Source organism: Amycolatopsis thermalba (assembly GCF_003385215.1).
Classification (GTDB): domain Bacteria; phylum Actinomycetota; class Actinomycetes; order Mycobacteriales; family Pseudonocardiaceae; genus Amycolatopsis_E; species Amycolatopsis_E thermalba.
Map to the genome: position 1 here is coordinate 24,070 of NZ_PQHW01000052.1, position 21,875 is coordinate 45,944.

Annotated in this window: 19 protein-coding genes and 1 pseudogene; 15 read left to right on the forward strand and 5 right to left on the reverse strand. The window is 71.9% G+C overall.

Annotation, left to right across the window (positions count from 1 at the left end; genetic code table 11):
• Positions 1-45: 45 nt before the first annotated feature.
• The 6 genes from D0D15_RS20585 (at position 46) to D0D15_RS20610 (ending at position 6,273) form a co-directional block, all read left to right on the forward strand.
• The gene (locus D0D15_RS20585; protein ID WP_094006022.1) at positions 46-1,461 is read left to right on the forward strand and encodes an L-fucose/L-arabinose isomerase family protein; all 1,416 of its coding nucleotides are present in this window, start codon (positions 46-48) and stop codon (positions 1,459-1,461) included.
• Positions 1,454-2,944 (forward strand): FGGY-family carbohydrate kinase, encoded by a 1,491-nt coding sequence (locus tag D0D15_RS20590; protein ID WP_094006023.1) that lies wholly within the window; start codon positions 1,454-1,456, stop codon positions 2,942-2,944. The genes D0D15_RS20585 and D0D15_RS20590 overlap by 8 nt, the downstream gene beginning before the upstream one ends.
• A gap of 9 nt (positions 2,945-2,953) precedes the next feature.
• Complete coding sequence (locus D0D15_RS20595; RefSeq protein ID WP_094006024.1) at positions 2,954-3,658, forward strand: MgtC/SapB family protein; 705 nt, start codon at positions 2,954-2,956, stop codon at positions 3,656-3,658.
• A gap of 144 nt (positions 3,659-3,802) precedes the next feature.
• Positions 3,803-4,297: an MmpS family transport accessory protein gene (locus D0D15_RS20600; protein ID WP_233157304.1), complete on the forward strand. Its 495-nt coding sequence runs from the start codon at positions 3,803-3,805 to the stop codon at positions 4,295-4,297.
• Positions 4,298-5,040: 743 nt separating this feature from the next.
• Positions 5,041-5,757 carry an ABC transporter permease gene (locus tag D0D15_RS20605; protein WP_094006034.1) on the forward strand — a complete coding sequence of 239 codons (717 nt, stop codon included), beginning with the start codon at positions 5,041-5,043 and terminating at the stop codon, positions 5,755-5,757.
• A gap of 9 nt (positions 5,758-5,766) precedes the next feature.
• Positions 5,767-6,273 carry a mycothiol transferase gene (locus tag D0D15_RS20610; protein ID WP_198958250.1) on the forward strand — a complete coding sequence of 169 codons (507 nt, stop codon included), beginning with the start codon at positions 5,767-5,769 and terminating at the stop codon, positions 6,271-6,273.
• Here the strand turns inward: D0D15_RS20610 and D0D15_RS20615 are convergent.
• Positions 6,270-6,920, reverse strand: coding sequence for a hypothetical protein (locus D0D15_RS20615; RefSeq protein ID WP_094006027.1), 651 nt, complete (start codon positions 6,918-6,920; stop codon positions 6,270-6,272). The two genes, D0D15_RS20610 and D0D15_RS20615, sit on opposite strands and share 4 nt — an antisense overlap.
• Before the next feature lie 262 nt (positions 6,921-7,182).
• Between D0D15_RS20615 and D0D15_RS20620 the strand changes: the two genes are divergently transcribed.
• Positions 7,183-9,369 (forward strand): terpene synthase family protein, encoded by a 2,187-nt coding sequence (locus D0D15_RS20620; RefSeq protein ID WP_094006028.1) that lies wholly within the window; start codon positions 7,183-7,185, stop codon positions 9,367-9,369.
• Between the two features lie 860 nt (positions 9,370-10,229).
• On the opposite strand, the gene rnhA is transcribed toward D0D15_RS20620, so the two are convergent.
• Complete coding sequence (gene rnhA, locus D0D15_RS20625) at positions 10,230-10,688, reverse strand: ribonuclease HI (RefSeq protein WP_094006035.1); 459 nt, start codon at positions 10,686-10,688, stop codon at positions 10,230-10,232.
• 103 nt (positions 10,689-10,791) lie between these two features.
• Here rnhA and D0D15_RS20630 point away from each other — a divergent pair, with 103 nt between their 5' ends.
• The 3 genes and pseudogenes from D0D15_RS20630 (at position 10,792) to D0D15_RS37840 (ending at position 13,946) form a co-directional block, all read left to right on the forward strand.
• Positions 10,792-11,562 carry a hypothetical protein gene (locus D0D15_RS20630; protein ID WP_094006045.1) on the forward strand — a complete coding sequence of 257 codons (771 nt, stop codon included), beginning with the start codon at positions 10,792-10,794 and terminating at the stop codon, positions 11,560-11,562.
• 1 nt (position 11,563) lies between these two features.
• Complete coding sequence (locus tag D0D15_RS20635) at positions 11,564-13,417, forward strand: DNA/RNA non-specific endonuclease (protein WP_094006036.1); 1,854 nt, start codon at positions 11,564-11,566, stop codon at positions 13,415-13,417.
• Between the two features lie 106 nt (positions 13,418-13,523).
• Positions 13,524-13,946 (forward strand): annotated as a pseudogene (locus D0D15_RS37840) (hypothetical protein).
• Between the two features lie 128 nt (positions 13,947-14,074).
• Here D0D15_RS37840 and D0D15_RS20645 read toward each other — a convergent pair.
• Together D0D15_RS20645 and D0D15_RS20650 are read right to left on the reverse strand one after the other, a co-directional pair.
• Positions 14,075-14,536, reverse strand: coding sequence for an STAS domain-containing protein (locus tag D0D15_RS20645; RefSeq protein ID WP_233157305.1), 462 nt, complete (start codon positions 14,534-14,536; stop codon positions 14,075-14,077).
• Positions 14,537-14,648: 112 nt separating this feature from the next.
• Positions 14,649-15,329, reverse strand: a complete 681-nt coding sequence (locus tag D0D15_RS20650; protein ID WP_094006038.1) for an IclR family transcriptional regulator — start codon at positions 15,327-15,329, stop codon at positions 14,649-14,651.
• Between the two features lie 65 nt (positions 15,330-15,394).
• Here D0D15_RS20650 and D0D15_RS20655 point away from each other — a divergent pair, with 65 nt between their 5' ends.
• From D0D15_RS20655 to D0D15_RS20675, 5 genes are all read left to right on the forward strand, one after another.
• Entirely contained in the window at positions 15,395-16,594 is a 1,200-nt protein-coding gene (locus tag D0D15_RS20655) for a styrene monooxygenase/indole monooxygenase family protein (protein ID WP_094006039.1), read from the forward strand.
• 20 nt (positions 16,595-16,614) lie between these two features.
• Positions 16,615-17,547: an AraC-like ligand-binding domain-containing protein gene (locus D0D15_RS20660; RefSeq protein WP_094006040.1), complete on the forward strand. Its 933-nt coding sequence runs from the start codon at positions 16,615-16,617 to the stop codon at positions 17,545-17,547.
• Positions 17,548-17,692: 145 nt separating this feature from the next.
• The gene (locus D0D15_RS20665) at positions 17,693-18,916 is read left to right on the forward strand and encodes a styrene monooxygenase/indole monooxygenase family protein (protein WP_094006041.1); all 1,224 of its coding nucleotides are present in this window, start codon (positions 17,693-17,695) and stop codon (positions 18,914-18,916) included.
• A gap of 15 nt (positions 18,917-18,931) precedes the next feature.
• The gene (locus tag D0D15_RS20670; RefSeq protein ID WP_094006042.1) at positions 18,932-19,240 is read left to right on the forward strand and encodes an EthD family reductase; all 309 of its coding nucleotides are present in this window, start codon (positions 18,932-18,934) and stop codon (positions 19,238-19,240) included.
• Positions 19,237-19,737, forward strand: a complete 501-nt coding sequence (locus D0D15_RS20675) for a flavin reductase family protein (protein WP_094006043.1) — start codon at positions 19,237-19,239, stop codon at positions 19,735-19,737. The genes D0D15_RS20670 and D0D15_RS20675 overlap by 4 nt, the downstream gene beginning before the upstream one ends.
• Here D0D15_RS20675 and D0D15_RS20680 read toward each other — a convergent pair.
• Positions 19,731-21,737, reverse strand: coding sequence for a type ISP restriction/modification enzyme (locus D0D15_RS20680; protein WP_094006044.1), 2,007 nt, complete (start codon positions 21,735-21,737; stop codon positions 19,731-19,733). The two genes, D0D15_RS20675 and D0D15_RS20680, sit on opposite strands and share 7 nt — an antisense overlap.
• Positions 21,738-21,875 lie beyond the last annotated feature (138 nt).

Sequence of the window (21,875 nt, forward strand, 5' to 3'; positions counted from 1 at the left end):
CAGAATAGCGTCTTGAGTAATCGATTACCCGCCCTAGGAGGCAGCGTGGCCCGCATCGGTGTGATCAGCATTTCCGACGGGCGTGACCATGTGCACGCGCGCAACGCCCGGTTCATCCAGTCCAAACAGGACGCGCTCGTGCGGTCGCTCGCCTCGGCCGGGCACGAGGTGGTCGCGGGCAGTGACCTGGTCGCCACCAACACGCTGGCCACGTCGGTGGCGCGCGAGGTCGCCGCCGCCGGGGTGGACGTCACGATCTTCTACTACGCGGTGTGGAGCTTCCCGCACTTCACGATGCTCGCCGCGGACGCCACCCGCAGCCCGCTGATCCTGGTCGCGAGCACCGATCCCACCGAACCGGGCCTGGTCGGCATGCTCGCCGCGGGCGGGGCGCTGGACCAGATCGGCCGCGCCCACACCCGGCTGTGGGGCGCGCCGGACGACGCGGACCTGGCCGCGCGGGTGGGCGCGCACGCGCGGGCCGCGGCGGCGGTCGCGTCGCTGCGCGGGTCGACCTTCGGCCGCTTCGGCGGGCGCCCGATGGGCATGAACACCGCGGTCGCCAACACCGACCAGTGGATGCGCCAGTTCGGCGTCGACGTCGAGGAGATCGACCAGTACGAGCTGGTGCTGCGCGCGGAGAAGGCCGACGTGGGCGAGGCGGCCAAGGCGCGCCGGTGGATCGAGGAGCACGCGGGCGGCGTCCACTACGACGGGCGGAAGCTCACGCCCGAGCTGCTGGAGCGGCAGATCCGGTCGTACCTGGCGATCCGGGACATCATCGACGAGCGCAAGCTGGACTTCTCCGGTATCAAGGGCCAGCCCGAGCTGACCGAGCACTTCGCCACGATGGACGTCACCGAGGCCTTCCTCAACGACCCCTACGATTGGAACGGCCCCAAGCCGGTGCACGTCACCGCCACCGAGGCGGACATGGACGGCGCGCTGACCATGCAGCTCATGCACGAGATCTCCGGCGACCCGGTGCTGTTCGCCGACGTGCGCCACTACCACGCCGATCGCGACATCTGGGACCTGTGCAATTCCGGCCAGCACGCCACCTGGTACGCCGCGCGCAGCGACGACCCGGCGGAGAACCTGCGCAAGGTCCACTTCTACCCGGAGGTCTTCTTCTTCCCGGCAGGCGGGGCGTCCGTGCAGCACATCGCCGCGCCCGGGCAGATGACACTGGGGCGGCTCACCCGGCGGGCGGGGGAGTACCGTCTGCAGCTGATGCTGGGCGAGTTCGAGAACTACGACGACGAGACCAACGACGCGCTGATGCGCCAGTCCACCCCCGAGTGGCCGCACGCCTGGGCCCGGCTGGACGCGCCCGCCGAGACGTTCCTGTCCGAGTTCGGGGCCAACCACATCCACGCGATCCCCGGCGACCACCGCGCCGAGCTGCGCGCCGCGGCCGGCCTGCTCGGCGTCGAAGTGCACGAGTGGTCCCGTGGCTGACCTGCTGCTCGGCATCGACATCGGGACGTCCAGCTCGAAGGGCGTCCTGGTCACCCGCGACGGGGAGATCGTCGCCCGCGCGTCCCGGGCGCACGAGACCTCCCACCCGCACCCCGGCTGGGTCGAGCACGACGCGGAAACGGTGTGGTGGCAGGACTTCCTCGCGCTGACCCGTGAGCTGGTCGCCGCCGCGGGCGACCGGAAGCTCGCCGCGCTGGCGGTGAGCGGTATCGGCCCGGTGCTGCTGCCCGCCGACTCCGGCGGAGCGCCGCTGCGGCCGGCCATCCTGTACGGCGTGGACACCCGCGCCTCGCGGGAGATCGAGGAGCTGACCGCGGAACTCGGCGCGGAGTCCATTGTGGAACGCGCCGGGACGGCGTTGTCGTCGCAGGCGGTCGGCCCGAAGTGGCGCTGGCTCGCGCGGCACGAGCCGGAGGTGTTCCGGCGGACCCGGCTGTTCCTGATGTGCAGTTCCTACCTGGTGCACCGGCTGACCGGCGAGTACGTCCTGGACCACCACTCGGCCAGCCAGTGCGACCCGATGTACGACCTGCGCGCCGGGGACTGGGCCGCGGACTGGGCGGCCCTGTGCGCGCCCGGGGTCGAGATGCCGCGGCTGGTGTGGCCGACCGAGGTGGCCGGCACCGTGAGCGCGGCCGCGGCGGCGGAAACCGGCCTGCCGCAGGGGCTTCCGGTCACCGCGGGCACGGTCGACGCGTGGGCCGAGGCCGCCAGCGTCGGCGTGAGCGAGCCCGGCGACACCATGGTCATGTACGGCACCACGATGTTCCTGATCCAGGTGCTCGCCGACCCGCGCCCGCACACCGGCCTGTGGACCACGTGCGGAGCGTTCCCCGGCACGTACTCGCTCGCCGCCGGGATGGCCACCTCCGGCGCGATCACCGACTGGCTGCGCCGTCTCGTCGGCGGCGACTTCGCCACGCTCGTCGACGAGGCCGCGAAGGTGCCGCCGGGCAGCCGCGGACTGCTGATGCTGCCGTACTTCGCGGGGGAACGCACGCCGCTGTTCGACCCGGACGCGCGCGGGGTGCTGGCCGGGCTGACCACCTCGCACGGCATCGGCGAGATCTACCGGGCGGCGCTGGAGGGCATCGCCTACGGGGTGCGGCACAACCTGGAGGCGATGCGCGACTCGGGCGGTGTGGCGCGGCGCCTGGTCGCGGTCGGCGGCGGCACGCAGGGCGGGCTGTGGACGCAGATCGTCAGCGACGTGACCGGCGCCGACCAGCAGGTGCCCGCCGAGACGATCGGCGCGGCGTTCGGCGACGCGTTCCTGGCGGCCGTCGCGATCGGCGCGGAACCGGACATCGCGCGCTGGAACCCGGTGGCGAGCACGGTGCGCCCGGATCCTGCCGCGGTGGACGTCTATGACCGGTTCTACCCGCGCTACCGCGAACTCTATCCCTCCACAAAGGACATAACGCACTTTCTGGCCGAGCGTCAGCGGGAGAGCGGGCACTAGCCTGGCCGGGTGTTGTCCGAACCCTCGGGCCAGGGCTGGCAGCAGGTCGGCGAACTCGTGCTCGCGCTGGTGCTGTGCTCGCTGATCGGCCTGGAACGCGAACTGAAGCAGAAGAGCGCCGGGCTGCGCACGCACACCCTGGTCGGGGTGGGGGCGGCGCTGTTCCTCCTGGTGAGCAAGTACGGGTTCACCGACGTGCTCGCGCCGGGGCGGATCGTGCTGGACCCGTCGCGGGTGGCGGCGCAGATCGTGTCCGGGATCGGGTTCATCGGCGGCGGGCTGATCTTCGTGCGCCGCGACGTGGTGCGCGGCCTGACCACCGCCGCGGTGGTGTGGATGAGCGTCGCGGTCGGATGCGCCTGCGCGGCCGGGCTGCCGCTGCTCGCGCTGGTCGTCACGGCGGCGCACTTCGTGGTGGTCTACGGCTACCCGCCGCTGGTGCGGCTGCTGACGCGGCGGAGCCCGGCGACGACGACGGTGCGGCTGGCCTACCGCGACGGCGAGGGGGTCCTGCGACGGATCCTCGAGCTGGCGACTCGCGCGGGCTATTCGGTGGAGCAGGCGCTGTCCGCCCGCCGCGACACCGGCCGGGTGATCGACCTGCGGATGCGCCTGCTCGGGCCGCGGCGCGTCGACGACCTGCTCGCCACACTGGCCGAGCAGCCCGGGATCGTGGCGGTTGAAACCGGCGGTGTGGACGATACGAGCGAGTAGAAGCCGCAGGTCAGCGGTTCGCGCTACCCCAAGCGGGTGAAAAGCGGATGGTCAGGTTCCCGGAAGGTAACGATTGACGCTCGGCTTGCGAGGAATGGTTGACGCGCTCGGTGGAAGCGCGGTGAGCCGAGAGAAGACGACGCCATGGGTGTTGTTCCCACCGCGGGCCCCGGCCCGGGACCGCGGCGGCCGCTGGCCAGTTCGATGGCGGTGCTCGCCGCGCTCGGAGTGGTCCTGACGGTTGGCCTCACCTCGCTGCTCGTCGCCGGGCACCGGTCCGCCGACCCGTCGGTGGGTTCGCTGAGCGGGGCCAGTGCGCCGGTGGTGGCGCCGGTCGCGCCGGTGCCGCAGGTGTCCTACGCCGTGACGTACGAGCTGGCCGGTGGCGCGGGCGCGCTGAACGTGACGTACGTGGCGCAGGGGTCGGGCATCGCGCAGGTCCTGGAGACGGACACGCCGTGGTCGGTGTCGCTGCAGCGGACCGGGGCGCAGGGGGCGGAGCAGTACGTCAGCCTGACGGCGCAGAACGCCGGCGGCGGCACCCTGACGTGCCGGATCATCGTGGACGGCGTCGTCGTCAGCGAGCGATCCGTGTCCACGCCGCAGGGCATGGTGCGCTGCTCGAAGTCGCTGCCCTGACGTCGCCGCCCTGACTTCACCTGATCCGCCGTCGTCCCGCCGGGGGTGGCGGCGGCACCGCCGGGGCCGGGGCGAGCGGCGCCCGCGCTGCTCTCGGGGCTGCCGAGCATTCGACCGTTCCGTGCCGTTTGGTGCTCTCCCTCGTCCGTAGGCGGTTGGGCTGCGGTCGCATTGCGGCCGCGGGCGCCGTGCCTGCCCTGCGGTGGCTCAGTCCCGCTGGGGCCTGGGGCGAGCCGGCCCGCGCTGTTGTCGGGGCCGGTGAGCCTTCGACCGTTCCGGACGCGTGATCTCGCTCATCCATGGGCGGTGGGGCTGCGCCGCATTCCGGCCCGCGCCGCACCTGCCCTGCGGTGCCCCAGCGCCGCCAAGGCCCAGCGCGAGCCGGGCCCTGGCGCAGTCGGGGCCACCGGGGCACTCACAGCGCCTTGGATCAGGGTGGCTTGGCGCTCTCGCTCATCCATGGGCAGCAGGGCTGTGGCCGCACTCCGGCCCGCGCCGCGCCGGCTCTGCGGTGACTCAGCGCCACCAGGCCCCAGCGCGAGCCGCCCCCTCCCCGGAGCCGCCGAGACGCTAGCTGGCCCGGAGTGCTGCAGTCCCGGCCCGCGTCGCCGTGACCCAGCGCCCGCCCGGAAGCCACCCCCGCACGTGCGCCGCGATTCCGATCCCGTCCCTCATCCGGCGGCCACTGCCCGCCGTGCGGCACGATCAACCTCGTGAGCGGAGCGACCCTGCAGGCCGGCCCGATGCTGGCCGTCGTCCTCGCCGTGCTCGTCGCGGCCGGCGCGCTCGCCGTGTGGCTCGGGCGGCTCGGGCCCGGGTGGGCGGTCGTGACCGCGGCCGGCCGCGCCGTCGCCCAGCTGGCCGCGGTGTCGCTGCTGATCACCGCCGTGCTCCGGTCGGGGTGGTGGACCGGCCTGTTCGTGCTGCTCATGTTCACCGTCGCCGCGGTCACCTCGGCCCGGCGCGTCGGGCTACCGCTGGGCCGCCTGCCGTGGATCGCCGTCGCCCTGGCCGGTGGTGTCCTGCCGGTGCTCGCGCTCGTGCTCGGGTCCGGCGTGGTGCCCCTGGAGCCGATCGCGGTCGTGCCGATCGCCGGGATCGTCATCGGCGGCACGATGAGCGCGACCTCCCAGGCCGCTCGCCGCGCCCTCGACGAGCTGTCCACCCGGCACGGCGAGTACGAAGCCGCCCTCGCCCTCGGCTTCCTGCCGCGCGCCGCCGCGCTGGAGATCTGCCGCCCCACCGCCGGCCAGGCGCTCATCCCCGCGCTCGACCAGACCCGCACGGTCGGCCTGGTGACCCTGCCCGGCGCCTACGTCGGTGTGCTGCTCGGCGGGGCCAGCCCGGTGCAGGCCGGGGTGACGCAGGTGCTGGTCCTGATCGGGTTGCTGGCGGCCGAGGCGATCGCGGTGCTCGTGACGGTCCAGCTCGTCGCGGCGGGACTCGTCGATCGCGGTTAGCGTGGGGGCATGACTGTTGCGGACTTGGTGATCGACGGGTTCGACCGCGTCCAGGAGGTCGTGCACGAGGCCGTCGACGGGCTGACCGAGGACCAGCTCGCGCAGCGTCTCGACGAGGGCGCCAACTCGATCGCGTGGCTGGTCTGGCATCTCACGCGCGTGCAGGACGACCACATCGCGGACCTGGCCGGCACGCCGCAGGTGTGGACCGAGGAGGGCTGGCACGAGCGGTTCGGCCTGCCGTTCGGACCGGGGGCGACGGGCTACGGCCACCGCTCGAAGGACGTGGCCGCCGTGCGCGCGGAGGCCAAACTGCTCGCCGGCTACCACGACGCCGTGCACGACTCGACGGTCTCGTGGCTGGGCGGCCTGCGCGAGTCGCAGCTGGACCAGGTGGTCGACGAGGCGTGGGACCCGCCGGTGACCCTCGGGGTCCGGCTGGTGAGCATCCTGTCCGACGACCTGCAGCACGCCGGCCAGGCCGCGTTCATCCGCGGCATCCTCGAGCGCCGCTAGGGAGGCGGGAACTCGGCGGCGACCTCGGCCGCGTCGTCCATCGTCGCGGGGTCCGGGTGTCCGCCGCCGGGCGCGGCCTCGGCGATGACGACGAGCGAGCCGCTGCGCCGCGAGCCGTAGTACTGCCCGGTGAACTCCACGCCGGCGAGGCCGAGCGCGCCGGCCGCGAGGGGCTCGACGTTGCCCGTGCCGTCGGTGTCGGCCGGCTCCTTGAGGTCGGCCGCGGTGCCCGCGCTGGGCATCCGCACCCACGCGATCGACACCACGACGGTGTTGCCGTGCGCGTCGCCGATCGCGAGGAGGAGCCGGTCCAGCTTGCGGCACGGGTGCTTCCGGAAGAACTGCCGCACCTGACCGTAGGAGTGTGCGCCGCAGGTCAGTTCGGCGCGGGCGACCTGTTTCAGCTGGCGCAGGCCCAGGCGGGTCCAGGCCTGATCGCGCTGTCCCTTGCGGGCGGCGTCCTTGCCGGCCGGCTTGCCGTGCGCCGAGGTCGCGGTGCCGCCCGCGGTACCGCCGCCGGTCGTCAGGCCCGCGCCGCCCGCCACGGCGGCGCCCAGCGCCACCGCCGCGATAGCCGCGCCGCCCTTCTTCTTGTAGCCCGGTCTGCGCTTCCCCTGCGAATCGGTCCACCAGTAGTCGGGTTCCACGGCTGGAAATATTTGTCACATCACTCCATTGGTGTTCTCGTTTCGCGTGAAATCGCTCGAACGGCCCAGTCCCGCCGCCTCCCGGATTTCGAAGTCTCCCGGAATCTTCGGACAATCCCCTGGTCGTCACTAATGAAACTGAGACTGTCCGAAGAGGACATCAAGGCAACTGAGGGTGTTCTGCCCGCGTCATCCGAACAGGGCCTGGGATCGCTCACCTGGCTGTTGCCGCCGCCGGCCCGGGAATGACACTGTCGAAGGCATGCAGGCCTTCACTCTGCCCGAGTTCTACGTCCCCTATCCGGCCAGGCTCAACCCGAACCTGGAGGGCACCCGCGCGCACAGCATGGACTGGGCGCGCCGCATGGGCATGCTCGACGCGCCCAAACCCGGCGGGGGTGTGGTGTGGACGGAGTCCGCGCTGGCCGAGATGGACTACGCCCTCATGTGCGCCTACACGCATCCGGACTGTGCGGGGCCGGCACTCGATCTGATCACCGACTGGTACGTCTGGGTGTTCTTCTTCGACGACCACTTCCTCGAGCAGTTCAAGTACTCGCGCGACATGGTGGGCGCGAAGGAGTACCTGGACCGGCTCGAGCTGTTCATGACCGCGCCCGGCCAGGAGCCGCCGGAGCCGGAGAACCCCGCCGAGGCCGGGCTGAAGGACCTGTGGGAGCGCACGATCCCGGCGATGTCGGAGGGGTGGCGGCGCCGGTTCACGCTGAGCACCCGCAACCTGATGGTCGAGTCGATGTGGGAGCTGGCGAACATCGACCTGGGCCGCGTCGCCAACCCCATCGAGTACATCCAGATGCGGCGGCGGGTCGGCGGGGCGCCGTGGTCGGCGAACCTGGTCGAGTACGCCGTGCGGGCCGAGGTGCCGGACCGGCTGGCGGGGACGCGGCCGATCGAGGTCCTGTCCGACACGTTCGCCGACGCCGTGCACCTGCGCAACGACCTGTTCTCCTACCAGCGCGAGGTGCAGGAGGAGGGCGAGAACTCCAACGCCGTGCTGGTGCTCGAACGGTTCCTCGGCTGCTCCACCCAGGAGGCCGCCGAATTGGTGAACGAGCTGCTGACCTCGCGGCTGCAGCAGTTCGAGGACACGGCCCTGGTCGACGTGCCCGCCCTGCTCGCCGAACACGCCGCACTGCCGCACGAGCAGATCGCCGTCGGCGCCTACGTGAAGGGTTTGCAGGACTGGCAGTCCGGCGGGCACGAGTGGCACGCGCGGTCCAGCCGGTACATGAACGAGGGCGCGGCCGGCGGCGGCCCCAGCCGGCTCACGCCCGGGCCGGTCCTGCGCACCCGGACGCGGCAACGCGACCACGTGCCGTTCACCAAGGTCGGGCACCTGCCGCTGCCCGAGATCTACATGCCCTACGCCTTCCGGATGAGCCCGCACCTGGAGGAGGCGCGGGAGCACAACGTGCACTGGTGCCGGGAGATGGGTTTCTACGACTCGGTGCCGGGCGTGGAGGCCGGGGGAGTGTGGGACGAGGAGCGGTTGCGCGGGATCGACCTGGCGCACTGCGCGTCGATGATCCACGCCGACGCCGATCCGGAGCAGCTGCACCTGTCCACGGCGTGGCTGGCGTGGGGCACCTACGGCGACGACTACTTCCCGGCGGTGTTCGGGGCGGGCCGCAACGTGCCCGCGGCGAAAGCGTCCAACGACCGGTTGTCGCTGTTCATGCCGCTGGACGCGGGGGAGACGCCGGAGCCGTTGACTCCGCTGGAGCGCGGTCTGCAGGACCTGTGGCGCCGCACGGCGACCCCGCTGGGCGTCGACGCGCGGCGGGTGTTCCGGAAGGCCGTGGAGGACATGACCGCGAGCTGGGTGTGGGAGCTGGCGAACCAGGCGCAGAACCGCATCCCGGACCCGATCGACTACGTCGAGATGCGGCGGCGGACGTTCGGGTCGGACATGACCATGAGCCTGTCCCGGATCACCCATCTCACGGCGGTGCCGCCGGAGCTGTTCGGCACGCGGACGTTGCGCGAGCTGGAGACCGCGGCGCAGGACTACGCGTGCTTCGTGAACGACCTGTTCTCCTACCAGAAGGAGATCGAGTTCGAGGGCGAGCTGCACAACATGGTGCTGGTGGTGGAACACTTCCTGGGCCTGGACCGGCTCGCCGTGCGGGACGTGGTGAACGACCTGATGACGGCGCGGATGCGGCAGTTCGAGCACATCCTGGCCACGGACCTGCCCCAGCTCTTCGAGGACGCCGAACTGGACCCCCCAGCCCGCGACGCGCTCATCCGGCACGCAGACGAGCTGAAGGACTGGATGTCCGGCATCCTCGAGTGGCACCGCCAGTGCGTCCGCTACACCGAGCCGGAGCTGAAGCGCCTGACGAGCCCACCCGCGCCCGCCTTCCCCGCCGAGCTGGGCATGTCGGCCCTCCGGCTGGCGGACCGCTTCCGGGCAGCCTCAGCCTGAGGCACTCGGCCAGGCGCGGCCGGTCAGGGCTCGCCCGGCCTCCGGCCAGGCGCGGTCGGCCAGGGCTCGCCCGGCCTTGGTCTCCTGCCGAGGAGGGCGCAAGCCTGCCGGGCTTTCGCCTCGGGCACGGCCTGGCCTGGCCTGCCGGGTGTCGTCTCGGCCTCCTGCCGAGGAGGGCGCTGGCCTGCGAGGTTTCGCTTCGGCCTTCGGCCTGGCCTGCCGGGTCTCGGCCTCGGCCTCCTCCTGAGGTGAGAGCGCGCCTGCCGGGGTTTCGCCTCGGCCGCGAGCTGGCCCGCTCCGCTTGCGGCCTCGGGCCGCATCCGGTCAGCCTCCTTGGCCGCCCCTCGCCTCTGCGCACCCTTGGCGCGCCTCCGGCCGCCCTCGGCCCATCGGCTTCGCGGCGCCGTAGGCCTCTGGCCCGGCCGGCGCTGACCGCCTCCACCCTCTGCGGCCTTCTCCGACCCTCCGGCGGCCTGCGCCTGTGGCCTCCACCCCCGGCGTGCGGCCTCCACCTCCGGCCCTCCGGCGGCCTGCGGCCTGCGGCGGCCTGCGGCCTGCGGCGGCCTGCGGCCTGCGGCGGCCTGCGGCCTGCGGCGGCCTGCGGCCTGCGGCGGCCTGCGGCCTGCGGCGGCCTGCGGCCTGCGGCGGCCTGCGGCCTGCGGCGGCCTGCGGCCTGCGGCGGCCTGCGGCCTGCGGCGGCCTGCGGCCTGCGGCGGCCTGCGGCCTGCGGCGGCCTGCGGCCTGCGGCGGCCTGCGGCCTGCGGCGGCCTGCGGCCTGCGGCGGCCTGCGGCCTGCGGCGGCCTGCGGCCTGCGGCGGCCTCCCGCCTCCCCCCTCCCGCCTCCGGCCCGGCCCCTACCCTCACCCGCGCCGTGCGGCTTCCTTCGCGCCCTTGACCGCCAGCCGGTCCGCTCGCTCGTTCTCCGGGTGCCCCGCGTGGCCCTTCACCCAGTGCCATTGCACCTCGTGCGCGCCGATCGCCGCGTCGAGGCGTTGCCACAGGTCGGCGTTCTTCACGGGTTCGCGGCTCGCGGTCTGCCAGCCGTTCGTCTTCCAGCGGGGCATCCACTGCGTGACGCCGTTGCGGACGTAACTGGAGTCCGTGTACACCCGCACCACCGAGGGCCGCGTCAGGGCTTCCAGTGCGCGGATCGGCGCCATCAGTTCCATGCGGTTGTTGGTCGTGGTGCCGGGCTCGCCGCCGTAGAGTTCCTTCTCGTGCCGGCCGTAGCGCAGCACGGCGCCCCACCCGCCGGGCCCGGGGTTCCCGCTGCACGCCCCGTCGGTGTAGATGTCGACGACCGGCCCGTCCTCCTGCACGCGCGGAAGCGTAGCAGCGGCAACGAAACACGGATCAAGTAACTTCTGCGCCCCGGCTGCGACTCCAGGGCGAGGCCCTCCGGACTCACCCGCGGGAGTGATCATGCGTTATCGCCCCATCGGCAGCGATCCCCTGGACGGGCGGCTCGGCCGCTACATCCCGGACGACTGGCGCCACCTGGAGACCTACCCGATTTCGGCGCTGCCGGAGGTGGACCGTCCCAGCGCCGTGCCCGTGGTGATCGGGGTGAACTGGTACGCGGCGTTCGACGAGCCGGAGCGCGACGAGCGGTCCGGGGAGATCTTCATCGGCCACCGGGGCGATCTCGGCCCGATCCGGGGCGGGCACTGCGTCTGCCTGGAGCCGGGCGGCGAGCCGGACACCGACGACTGGTACCGCTTCTACGACCAGGGCCGCGAGGGCGCGTGCGTCGGTTTCGGCTGGTCGCGCTGCATGACCCTGCTGAACAAGGGCCTCTACGCCGCGCGCTGGCTGTGGGACCGCGCGAAGGAACGCGACGAGTGGCCGCAGACCAACCCCGGCGACGACGACGGCACCTCCGTCCGCGCCGCCGCCGAGGTGCTCGTCTCGGCCGGCCACGTCGACTGGGACCCGGTGTTCGGTGACGACGACTCGGGTGAACGCGCCGGCTACGAGCCGGACGTGTCGGACGGCATCCTCGCGTTCCGCTGGGCCACCTCGGCCGCCGAGGTGCACCAGGTGCTGGCCAACCCGCGCGCCGACGAGCTGAACGCCGTGCCGATCCTCAACTCGTGGGGCGAGAACTACCCGCACCGGGTGTGGATGCCGGACGCGGTCCTCGACCGGCTCATCGGCGAGGACGGCGAAGTCGCGATTCCGACGGACCGCTGACATGGCGTCCTATCCGGACCGCGACGCGGTCGAGAAGCGTGTGCACGAGCGCGAGGACGATCGGCAGCGCAAGATCGCCATCCTGGCCGAGCCGTTCGGGCTCGCGCGAGCCGACGAGCCGGGCCGGGTCGCCACCCGCATCGACCGGCTGAGCCGGTCCCGCCCGGACGTCCGCCCGGTCAACCCCGGGGCGATCGCGCGCGGCGAGGAGGACGCGCTGCGCGACGCGGGCACCGTGCTGGAGCGGATCATCCGCACCGACGACCTGCTCGGCGTCGGCTACCTGGAGGGCGGGGTGCGCGCGGCGAAGGCGGTCGGCCGCATCTCCATCCGCGACGACCGCGGCCGGCTGCGCGGCTACGGCACCGGGTCGCTGGTGTCGCCGGAGCTGTTGCTGACCAACCACCACGTGCTCGGCGACGCCGCGACCGCCGCGTGCAGCGTCGTGGAGTTCGACTACCAGGACGGCCCGGACGGCCTGCCGCTGCCGGTGAAGCTGTTCGCCCTCGATCCACGGCGGTTCTTCGCCGCCGACCAGGGCCTCGACTTCGCGCTCGTCGCGGTCCGGGCCGCCGTCGCGGCGCTGGCGCCGTTCGGCTTCAACCGGCTCGTCGAGGCCGAGGGCAAGGCGATCATCGGCGATTACGTGACGATCGTGCAGCACCCGAACGGGGAGCGGAAGCAGATCGCGTTGCGGGAGAACCGGATCGTCGACGTGCTGGAGCGTTTCCTGCACTACGAGACCGACACCGAGCCCGGTTCGTCGGGCTCGCCGGTCTTCAACGACCAGTGGGAGGTCGTGGCGCTGCACCACGCGAGCGTCCGCGCGCCGCGGCACGGCGAGCTGGGCGGCGTGGTCAACGAGGGTGTCCGCGTCAGCCGCCTGCTGGCCGCCCTGCGCGCCCGTGCCTTCCCGCCCGAGCAGCAGGCGCTGCTGGCCGGGGTGTTCGGCGAGCCGTCCCCGGTGGTCGTCGCCCCGGTCACCGAGGCGATCCGCATCGACCCGGACTACGCCAACCGGGGCGGCTACGACCCGGATTTCCTGGCCGGGCACCGGATTCCGCTGCCCGCGTTGTCGCCGGACCTCGTGCCGCTGGCGGCGGTGAACCGGCAGGCCACGAGCGAGCCCAGGTACGTGCTGCCCTACCACCACTTCAGCGTGGTGCTGAACAAGCAGCGCCGGCTCGCGTTCTTCACGGCCGTCAACATCGACGGCACCACGAGCGTGCGGCTGCGCCGGGAGAAGGACAAGTGGTCGCTCGACCCGCGGGTGGCGGAGGAGGAGCAGACCGGCGAGCGGGTCTACGAGGACAACCCGCTCGACCGCGGTCACCTCGTCCGCAGGCTCGACCCGGCGTGGGGCCCGTCGCGTGAGGCGGCGAAGGCGGCCAACGACGACACGTTCCACTTCACCAACTGCACGCCCCAGCACGAGGACTTCAACCAGAACCGGAGCACGTGGGCGGGGCTGGAGGACTACGTCCTGGAGAACGCCGACAACCGGGACCTGCGGGTCAGCGTCGTCACCGGCCCGGTCCTGGCCGCCGACGACGACCAGTACCGGGGCGTGCGGCTGCCGCGGCAGTACTTCAAGGTGGTGGCGATGGTCCGGCAGGACGGCAGCCTGTCGGCCACCGGCTACCTGCTCAGCCAGGAGCAGCTGCTGGAGGGGCTGGAGGCGGCGCCAGCGGAGTTCTCCTACGGCGCCTACCGCACGTTCCAGGTGCCGGTCCGGCGCATCGAGAGCCTGACCGGTCTGTCGTTCGGCATCCTCACCGACGCCGACCCGCTGGCCCAGCGGGAATCGGCGACGACCGCGAAGGAGGTCGGCGGGCCGGCGGACCTGGTCCTCTAGATGAGCGAGTCCGAGTCTGGGCAGTGTGCGGGGATGGGGGGAGGGTGGTCAAGATCAGTGTGTGACGACCGGCCCGAACATCCTTCTGGCCGCACTGTAGGTCGAGATCGGTGACCACCTCGGTAAGCCCGCTCGTGTCGGCAGGCCACCCCGGCTGCCGGATGCTGAACTGCTGGCGCCGGCGGTCGCGCGGGTGCTGCTGGGTTGTGCGCTCGGAGGCCCGATGGTTGCGGTGTGTGTCCCGCCACCTGCCCGACGCGTTCCCTTACCTGCCCGGCAGGGCCGGTTACGGCTACCGCCGCCACTCCCGCTTCTTCTGGGCCTGCGCCTGATCTGCACCCCGGCCCGGCTGCTGCAACCGTCCTACCGCAACCGAACCCCGCACCTGCTCAAGCCGGTCCGGCAACTGATCGAATCGGTCAACGACACCCTCAACGGCCAACTCGATCTCGAACTACTCGCCGCCCGTGTCGCACAACGACCGCTCGCCCCCACCGCCGCGATCCGGCACGACCCCGCCACCGGTTAACCCAGCACCCGATCCCTGATCGCCTACGACCACTGATCAAGCTCAGACTCACTCATCCAGGCAGTGCCCGGCGCCCGGTCCGCCAGCACCGGACCGAGCGGCGCGCGAGCGTCAGGCCGGTGAAGCCGTCACCAGGGTGCGCGCCCGACGTGCTGCTCCGTGACGTGCCGCAGCACGATGTCCTCGGCGGGCTCGTCTGCGGCCGGCAGGCTGTGCAGCATCCCCGCCGCGCGCAGCGCGCGTTCGACCGGGCGGGCGCCGGTGCCGGTGATCCGCAGGGCGGCGCCGCGGCGGGCGGCGGCCTGCTGGGTTTCCACGAGCACGGTCAGCCCGGCGGTGCCGAGGAAGGTGACCTCGGACAGGTCGAGCACGAGCAGGGTCACCGGTCCGCGGAAGCGGTGGCCGATCACCCGGGACAGCTCGGGCGCGGTGCCCAGGTCGACGTCGCCGCCGACGGTGACGAGCAGGGTGTGCCGCGCGGGCTGGGCGACGTCGACCGTGAACGCGCCGGCGTCGGCGGCCGGTGTGGACCGCGGGGCGGGGATGCCCCGCTGCGTGACCGGTGCGGGGCGGGTTTCCGGAGGTGCCATCAGCAGGGCCTCCACACTGCAGCGGTGAGCGCATGTCGGGTACGTCTGCCGGCTACCTGCTCAACCGTGGCCACAGCCTACCTGCACTTCTCGGTTCCGGCGACCGCGCTGGTCAGCGGCCGGTGAGCTGCCCGGCCGCGGCGTGCAGGCCGGTCAGCGCCGCGTCCTCGTCCAGGCGGCCGGGGACGAACAGCACGCAGGCGCTGGCCACCCGCCCGGCCCGCAGGGAGACGGGCACCGCGAGCGAGGCGATGCCGGGCAGTACCTCGCCGGTGGTGCGCACGTGGCCCAGGTCGCGGGCCAGCGTGACCTCCGGCCGCTCGTTCGGCCGCGGCGGCAGCGCGGCGAGGATGGCCAGCCCGGGCGCGCCGCGGGTGAGCGGGTGGCGCACCCCGGGCCGGTAGGACACCGGTCCGGCGGCGGCCGGTGGTTCGACGGTCACCAGCGTGAGCGCCTCCTCGCCGTGCGGAACCGCGAGGAACGCGACCGTCCCGGCCGCCTCGGCGACCGGCGCGAGCACGGACTGCGCGAGCGACTGCAGGTCGGAGCGCACGGCGGAGGCGACGGTGAGCACGGCCAGGCCCACCTCGTAGCGTCCGGCCGCGTCGCGCTGCAGGTAGCCGTGCGCCTCCAGGGTGCACAGCACGCGGTAGGCGATCGACCGGTGCAGGCCGGTGACCTCGGCGATCGTGGCGGTCGTGCATGGCGCGTGCGCGGCGACGGCCTCCAGCACGGCCAGACCCCGTTCGAGTGTTTGCAGGCCCGCGCCGCCGACGACCTTGCCTTCCGCCATGCGCTCCTCGTACTGTTCTCTCAGAAATAGAACTCGCTGCTCGATAATAGAGTAAGGACAGCGTCGTGACCACGGTCGGCATCGTCGGAGCGGGGATAGCCGGGCTGCACCTCGGCCTCGCGCTGCGTGCCGCCGGCATCCCGGTCACGCTGTACGCCGAGCGGCCGTTCGACGACCTGGCCGCCGGGCCGCTGCTCAACACGGTCGCGCACCACCACCCGCTGCTGGAGCGCGAGCGGGCGCTGGGGGTGCACCACTGGCCGGCGGCGGAGTTCGGCTACGCGGCTCACCACCACTGGATCGGGGGAGTCCGCTTCACCGGCCGGTTCACCCACCCGTCGTGCGCCGTCGACCACCGCCTCTACCTGCCGCGGCTGGCCGAGGACCTCGCCGGCCGCGGCGGGCGCGTCGAAGTGCGCGCGGTCGGCCCGCGCGACCTCGGTGAGCTGGCCGCGCGGCACGACCTGCTCGTCGTCGCGACCGGGCGGGGCGCGCTGAGCGGCCTGTTCCCGCGCCGTCCGGGGCACAGCCCGCACGACGCGCCCCGGCGGCTGGTGTGCGCGGGCCTGTACACCGGCATCGCACCGGCCGAACCGGCCGCGGTCACCATCGGGGTCGCGCCCGGGCAGGGCGAGCTGCTGGAGATCCCGTTGCTGTCGCGGCATGGACGCGTCACGGCGCTGCTGTTCGAGAACGTGCCCGGCGGCGACCTCGCGGTGCTGAACGAGCTGTCCCCGGCGCAGGATCCCGCGCTGTTCCGCAAGACCGTCCTGGAGAAGCTGCGCGAGCACCACCCGGCGACCGCCGAGCGTGTGCTCGACGACTTCGCCCTCACCGATCCGCGCGATCTGCTGCAGGGCGCGGTCACGCCCGCGGTGCGGGAGGACTTCCTGCCGCTGGGGGACGACAAGTTCGCCCTCGCGCTGGGCGACGCGCACGTGGTGGTCGATCCGGTGATGGGGCAGGGCGCGAACATCGCCTCCTACAGCGCGGCCGTGGCAGCCGCGGAGATCGCCGCCGACACCGTCTACGACGAGGTGTTCTGCCGCCGCGTCGCGCGGGCGCGCGAGGAGGTGCTGCTCGGGGCGTCGGCGTGGACGAACCTGGTGCTGGACCCGCCGCCGTGGCTCGGCGAGCTGTGGCAGGGGCTGGCCGGCGATCCGCGCCGCGCGGACGAGTTCACCGACAACTTCGACCACCCGGACCGGCAGTGGCGCGTGCTCGCCACCCGGCGCCGGGTGCGGGCGTTCCTCGACGGAAGCTGACCGGGAGAGCGGAGGACAACGTGGTCCACACAGCGACGAAGATCCTGAGCACGCGTGCGGTGCCCGGCGGCGAGAGCGTCGACTACTGGCGGCACGTCATCTCCGACGCGTTCGTGCCGCTGGAGGCAGCCGCGCCGGAGCCGTCGTTCCGCGGCGAGGTGCGGATCGACCGCCTCGGCTCGACGCTGGTGTCCCGGGTGGACGCCGGCCCGCACCGCGTGCGCCGGACCAAGGCGATGATCGGCGCGAGCGAGCGTGGCTACTACAAGCTGGGCCTGCAGGTGCGGGGCAGCTGCCTGCTCGTGCAGGACGGGCGCGAGGCGCTGCTCGGGCCCGGCGACTTCGCGCTGTACGACACCGACCGGCCCTACACGCTGGCCTTCGCCGAGCCGACCGCCATGGCGGTGTTCATGTTCCCCCGGGAGCGGCTGCGCCTGACCGCCGCGGGAGCGCGGCAGATCCTGGGACAGCCCATCCGCGGCGACGACGAACCCGGTTCGCTGCTGGCACCGCTGTTCCGCCGCCTGGTGGGCCTGCTGGGCAGCGCCACCTCACCGATGCCGCTGGCCGACGCGGTGCTCGACCTGCTGTCCGCGCTGCTGTCCGAACAGACCGGCGCCACCCCCGATTCCCTGGTGCTGCGGGCCCAGTCCTACATCGACGCGCATCTGTCCGATCCGGGCCTGTGCCCGGACTCGGTGGCCGCCGCGCTGCACATCTCGACGCGGTACCTGCAGAAGCTGTTCGCGGAGCAGGGCACGGGCGTGGCGGGCTGGATCCGGAACCGGCGGCTGGAGCAGTGCCGCCGCGAGCTGTCCCGGCCCGGGCTGACCCGCCCGGTCAGCGCCGTGGGCGCCGCGTGGGGCCTGCCGGACGCGGCGCACTTCAGCCGCTCCTTCAAGGCCGCGTACGGCCTGAGCCCGCGGGAGTTCCGCGCCCGGGCCCTGTCCTGACGGTTCGCGGATCGTCAAGAAGCGTTCGCCTGAGGGAAAGACCGGCGCGGCCGCGGCGGGCAGGATGGTGCCATCGACCCGGCCGGACCCACGCGTCCGGCCGATGTGGACAGTGCCTTCGCCGCCACCACCGAAAGGAGCGCCCATGCCGAACATCGGCATCATCGGCGCCGGGATCGCCGGCCTGCAGCTGGGTTTGCTGCTGCGCCGGCACGACGTCCCGGTCACCGTCTACACCGACAAGACCGCGGCCCAGCTGGCGAACGGCCGCCTGCTGAACAGCGTCGCCCACCACGCGCCGACGCTGAAGCGCGAGCGGGAGCTGGGCATCGACTTCTGGCCGGTGGCGGAGTACGGCTACTCCTGCCACCACCACTACGTCGGCGGCCCCGAGCCGATGTCCTGGCGCGGCGACTTCGACGAGTGGTCCAGCGCCATCGACTACCGCCTCTACCTGCCCAAGCTGACCGAGACGTTCGAGGAACGCGGCGGGCGGCTGGAGATCCGCACGCTGCAGGCCGAGGACATCGAACCGATCGCCGACCGGCACGACCTGCTCGTCGTCGCCGCCGGCCGGGGCGCGTTCGCCGCGTTGTTCCCGCGCCGCCCCGAGCTGAGCCCGTACGACGGGCCGCAGCGGATCCTGTCCGTCGGCCTCTACCACGGCATCACCTACTCCGAGCCGAAGGGCGTCACGATCAGCGTCTCGCCCGGGCACGGCGAGCTGCTGGAAATCCCGATGTACGGCCGGGACGGGTTCACCACCGCGCTGCTGTTCGAGAACGTGCCGGGCGGTGACCTGGAGATCCTCGGCCGCCAGTCCTACGAGGCGGACCCGAAGGCGTACGAGCGGCTCGTGCTGGACAAGCTCGCCAAGCACCACCCGCGGACGTTCGAGCGCGTCGACCCGGCTCGCTTCGCGCTCACCGGGCCGCTGGACATCCTGCAGGGCGCGCTGACGCCGACCGTGCGGCAGGACTACGCGAAGCTGCCCAACGGCAAGTTCGCGCTCGCGATCGGCGACGTGCACACCGTGGTCGACCCGGTCGTCGGGCAGGGCGCGAACTCGGCGTCGCACTCGGCGTGGGTCACCGGGCAGGCGATCCTGGCCGACTACGGGTTCGACGAGCTGTTCTGCCAGGACGTGGCGGCGCGCCGGGCCGACGTCGTGCTGGGCGCGGCGAACTGGACGAACCTGATGATCGGCCCGCCGCCGGAGCACCTGCTGCGGCTGTTCGGCGCGATGTACGCGGACAAGGCGATCGCCGACGAGTTCACCAACAACTTCGACTACCCCGACCGGCAGTGGCGGATCCTCGCCACCGCCGAGCGCACCGGCGAGTTCCTGGCCCGCCGGGCGAAGGCCTGAGGAAGGGAATTGCCCATGTACCGCCTGACTGTGTTGTACCCGCCGCCGGCCGATCCGGAGCACTTCAAGCAGTACTACGTGAGCACGCACCTGCCGCTGGCGGCGAAGCTGCCGGGCCTGCGGGCGATGCGGTACGGCTTCGACGTGGCCGCGATGGACGGGGAGAGCCCGTACTTCGCGATCTGGGAGGGCGAGTTCGACTCGGCCGACGCGATGGCCGCGGCGATGTCGTCGGAGCAGGGCCGGGCCGTCGCCGCGGACGTGCCGAACTACGCGACGGGCGGCGCGCGGATCCTGCACTACGCGCCCGTCGAAGGCCCGTGACGGCGGGCGTGGCGACCGACCCGCGCCGGTTCCGCACGGCGATGGGCCGGTTCGCCACCGGAGTCACGGTGATCACCACCCGCACCGCCGAGGGCCGGGTCCACGGCATGACGGCGAACGGTTTCCTGTCGGTGTCGCTGGAGCCGCCGCTGATCCTGGTGTCGCTGGGCGCGTGCACGATGGCGCGGCACCTGTCCGAGGGCGACCGGTACGCGGTGACGGTGCTGTCGGCCGACCAGGAGGACGTGTCCCGCCACTTCGGCGGCCGCCCCTGCGTCGACGTCGGTTTCGACACCCAGGGTGGGTTCGACTTCATCCCGGGCGGCCTGGCGGCCATCGGCTGCCGGATCGTCGACCGCCACCCGGCGGGTGACCACACGCTGTTCCTGGGCGAGGTGGAACACCTGACCTACCGGGACGGCGCCCCGCTGCTCTTCTACACCGGCTCGTACCGCACGCTGCACGCCGGCCTGACGGAGGACGTGTTCTTCTACTGAGCGTCGTACTGGATGAGCGGTTCCGATTGTCGCTCATTCGGCGGTCGCTGGTAGGGAGGAGGTGCCGGGAGCACCTCCTCCCGTTCGAGATCGTCCGCGGTGATGAGCGGCCCGGCCAGGATTCGCTCCAGAAGGTCGCGCTGAGCAGGTTCGAGCTCGACACAGCCCTCCAGGACCTCGAGCAAGTCGAGCAGGTCGTCGTCGAATTCCGCAGTCCAGCGGCTGGGGTTGATGTCGTCCAGCGGCGAGGTGCGCCTTCGCCGGCGCGGATCCGGATGCCGGTAGCTGAACCATTTGCGGACGATCTGGAGATTACCGACGTGGTACTCCCACACCTCCTTGCGGACGGGGTGAACTCGTCCGGCTCGCTCGAAGAGCGTGTCCTCCCCCAGGACGAGTGTTTGTGTCTCCTCCTCATACCTCACCGACGTCGGAAGCTGGTCGTCCCCGGAGGGCACCGGCTCGATGTATCCGGCTCGTCTGACGCGACCGAGGCTTCTCGGACGTTTCTGCGCGGGGTTGATCATGCGCTCGCCATACGTGTGCAACCACAGGATCCGCCGGCCCAGTTCGACTCCTTCCCGCCACAACTCCGGATCCAGGGTGAGCGGCACGCGAATTCCCGGAGTCTTCAGTTGTCGCTGGAAACGCTGTGTGAACCCCGGATGTGCCACCACGCCGGCAACATAGGCGAGAACATCTTCCGCCTTGATCCGGTGCCCGAGGAACCTGGCGAGCACTCTGGTCAGTTTCGGCGGAAGGTTCGCCACGCAGCCTTCGGCGTCGCGGAAGAGGGGAAGTACCCGGCCACCGCGGCCATCGAAGCAATGGACGTTCGGAACCAGGGAGGTGAACACCACGGCGGGCCCGCCCGATACGGCGTGAGCGTGCTGCTCGCACATATAAATCTGCTTGGGGCCGAAACTTTGCCACAACTCGTTCCGCGGGAAGTCGACGACCCGACGATCGTAGATCAGTTGCTGGCGGTCGAAGCTGCGAAAAGCCACGGGCACTGTCTCCGTGGTGATCCGCTCGTCGTCGATCAGCGGTGACGAGAGAGCCGGCCGACCGGGCATCGCGGGGTACGTCTGATCGACCCTTCGATCTCGTGTCTCCTTGAATAGGGGGCGCTTCTCGGCGGGAGAGGCTCGTACCAGCCGCGCCCACCTTCTTTGCAGGGTCTCGGCGTCTGGCGCCCACACCCAGTTGCGGTTGGAGTTGACGCCAGGTTGCTGCCAGGGGAACAGGTCTCCGAGCGCCGGAAAGGTTTCCCAGTCGGAGTCGCCGGGCCGGAATGCGGCCTGCCAGTCTGCCGGGCAGTCCTCCCAGCCCGGGGCTTGCGTCGACAACGTGCTCAGCGCGTCGAACTTCTGTCGCTGAGTACCGGCCAGCGCGATGTAATGAATCCTGGCGGGGGTCTTCGGATCGGGGTTCCCGGTGCGCATGAAGATGCCGATGCAGATCTTGTGCTGAGTCTCCGGGAAGATCCGGGTCCTGATGTCCGGCCGGTGTTCTTCCGGCGACAGATCGATGATCCAGCCTTCGTCAGCGGTCTTTCTCAGGTACTGACGCATACCCGCGTAGGACCTGGAAGTGAGGTAAGCGCTCGGCGTGATGAGGGCGACCACCCCCACCGGGTCGTTGGACTCGAATGCCTTCCATGCGGACCACCGCCAGAAGTAGGTCCACATGTTGTTGAGGTTGAAGGCGAACTTCCCCAGGCCGGGAGTCCGGAATTCGTCCAGCGAGGGACGTTTGCTCACGTCCACGGGCCGTCGGGGATCCCGTCGCTCCTCCAGCCACTTGGCCGCGCCACGTGCTCGTTCCCGCCAGGGTGGGTTGCCGATGACGACCATCACCGGGGCGTCGATCTTGACCTGGTTCGCGCGCTTACGTGACTTCTTCAACTCGTTGTACACCTGTCCGTAATCGAACGGCATGGCGTACGGGTCATCCAGAGTGTCGGTCAGGAAACGGGGCTCCTCGGCGGGGAGCTCCACCCCGTAAATGGGGCTCTGTTGATCTATGTGTGGGTGCGGTCAGGTAGTTCGGGGCGGTAGCCGCCGAGCGCGAGGAGTGCGAGGGAGATCAGGGCGTCGGCGTGTTTGAACCCGAAGGCCAGGCGGGTCAGTAGCCGG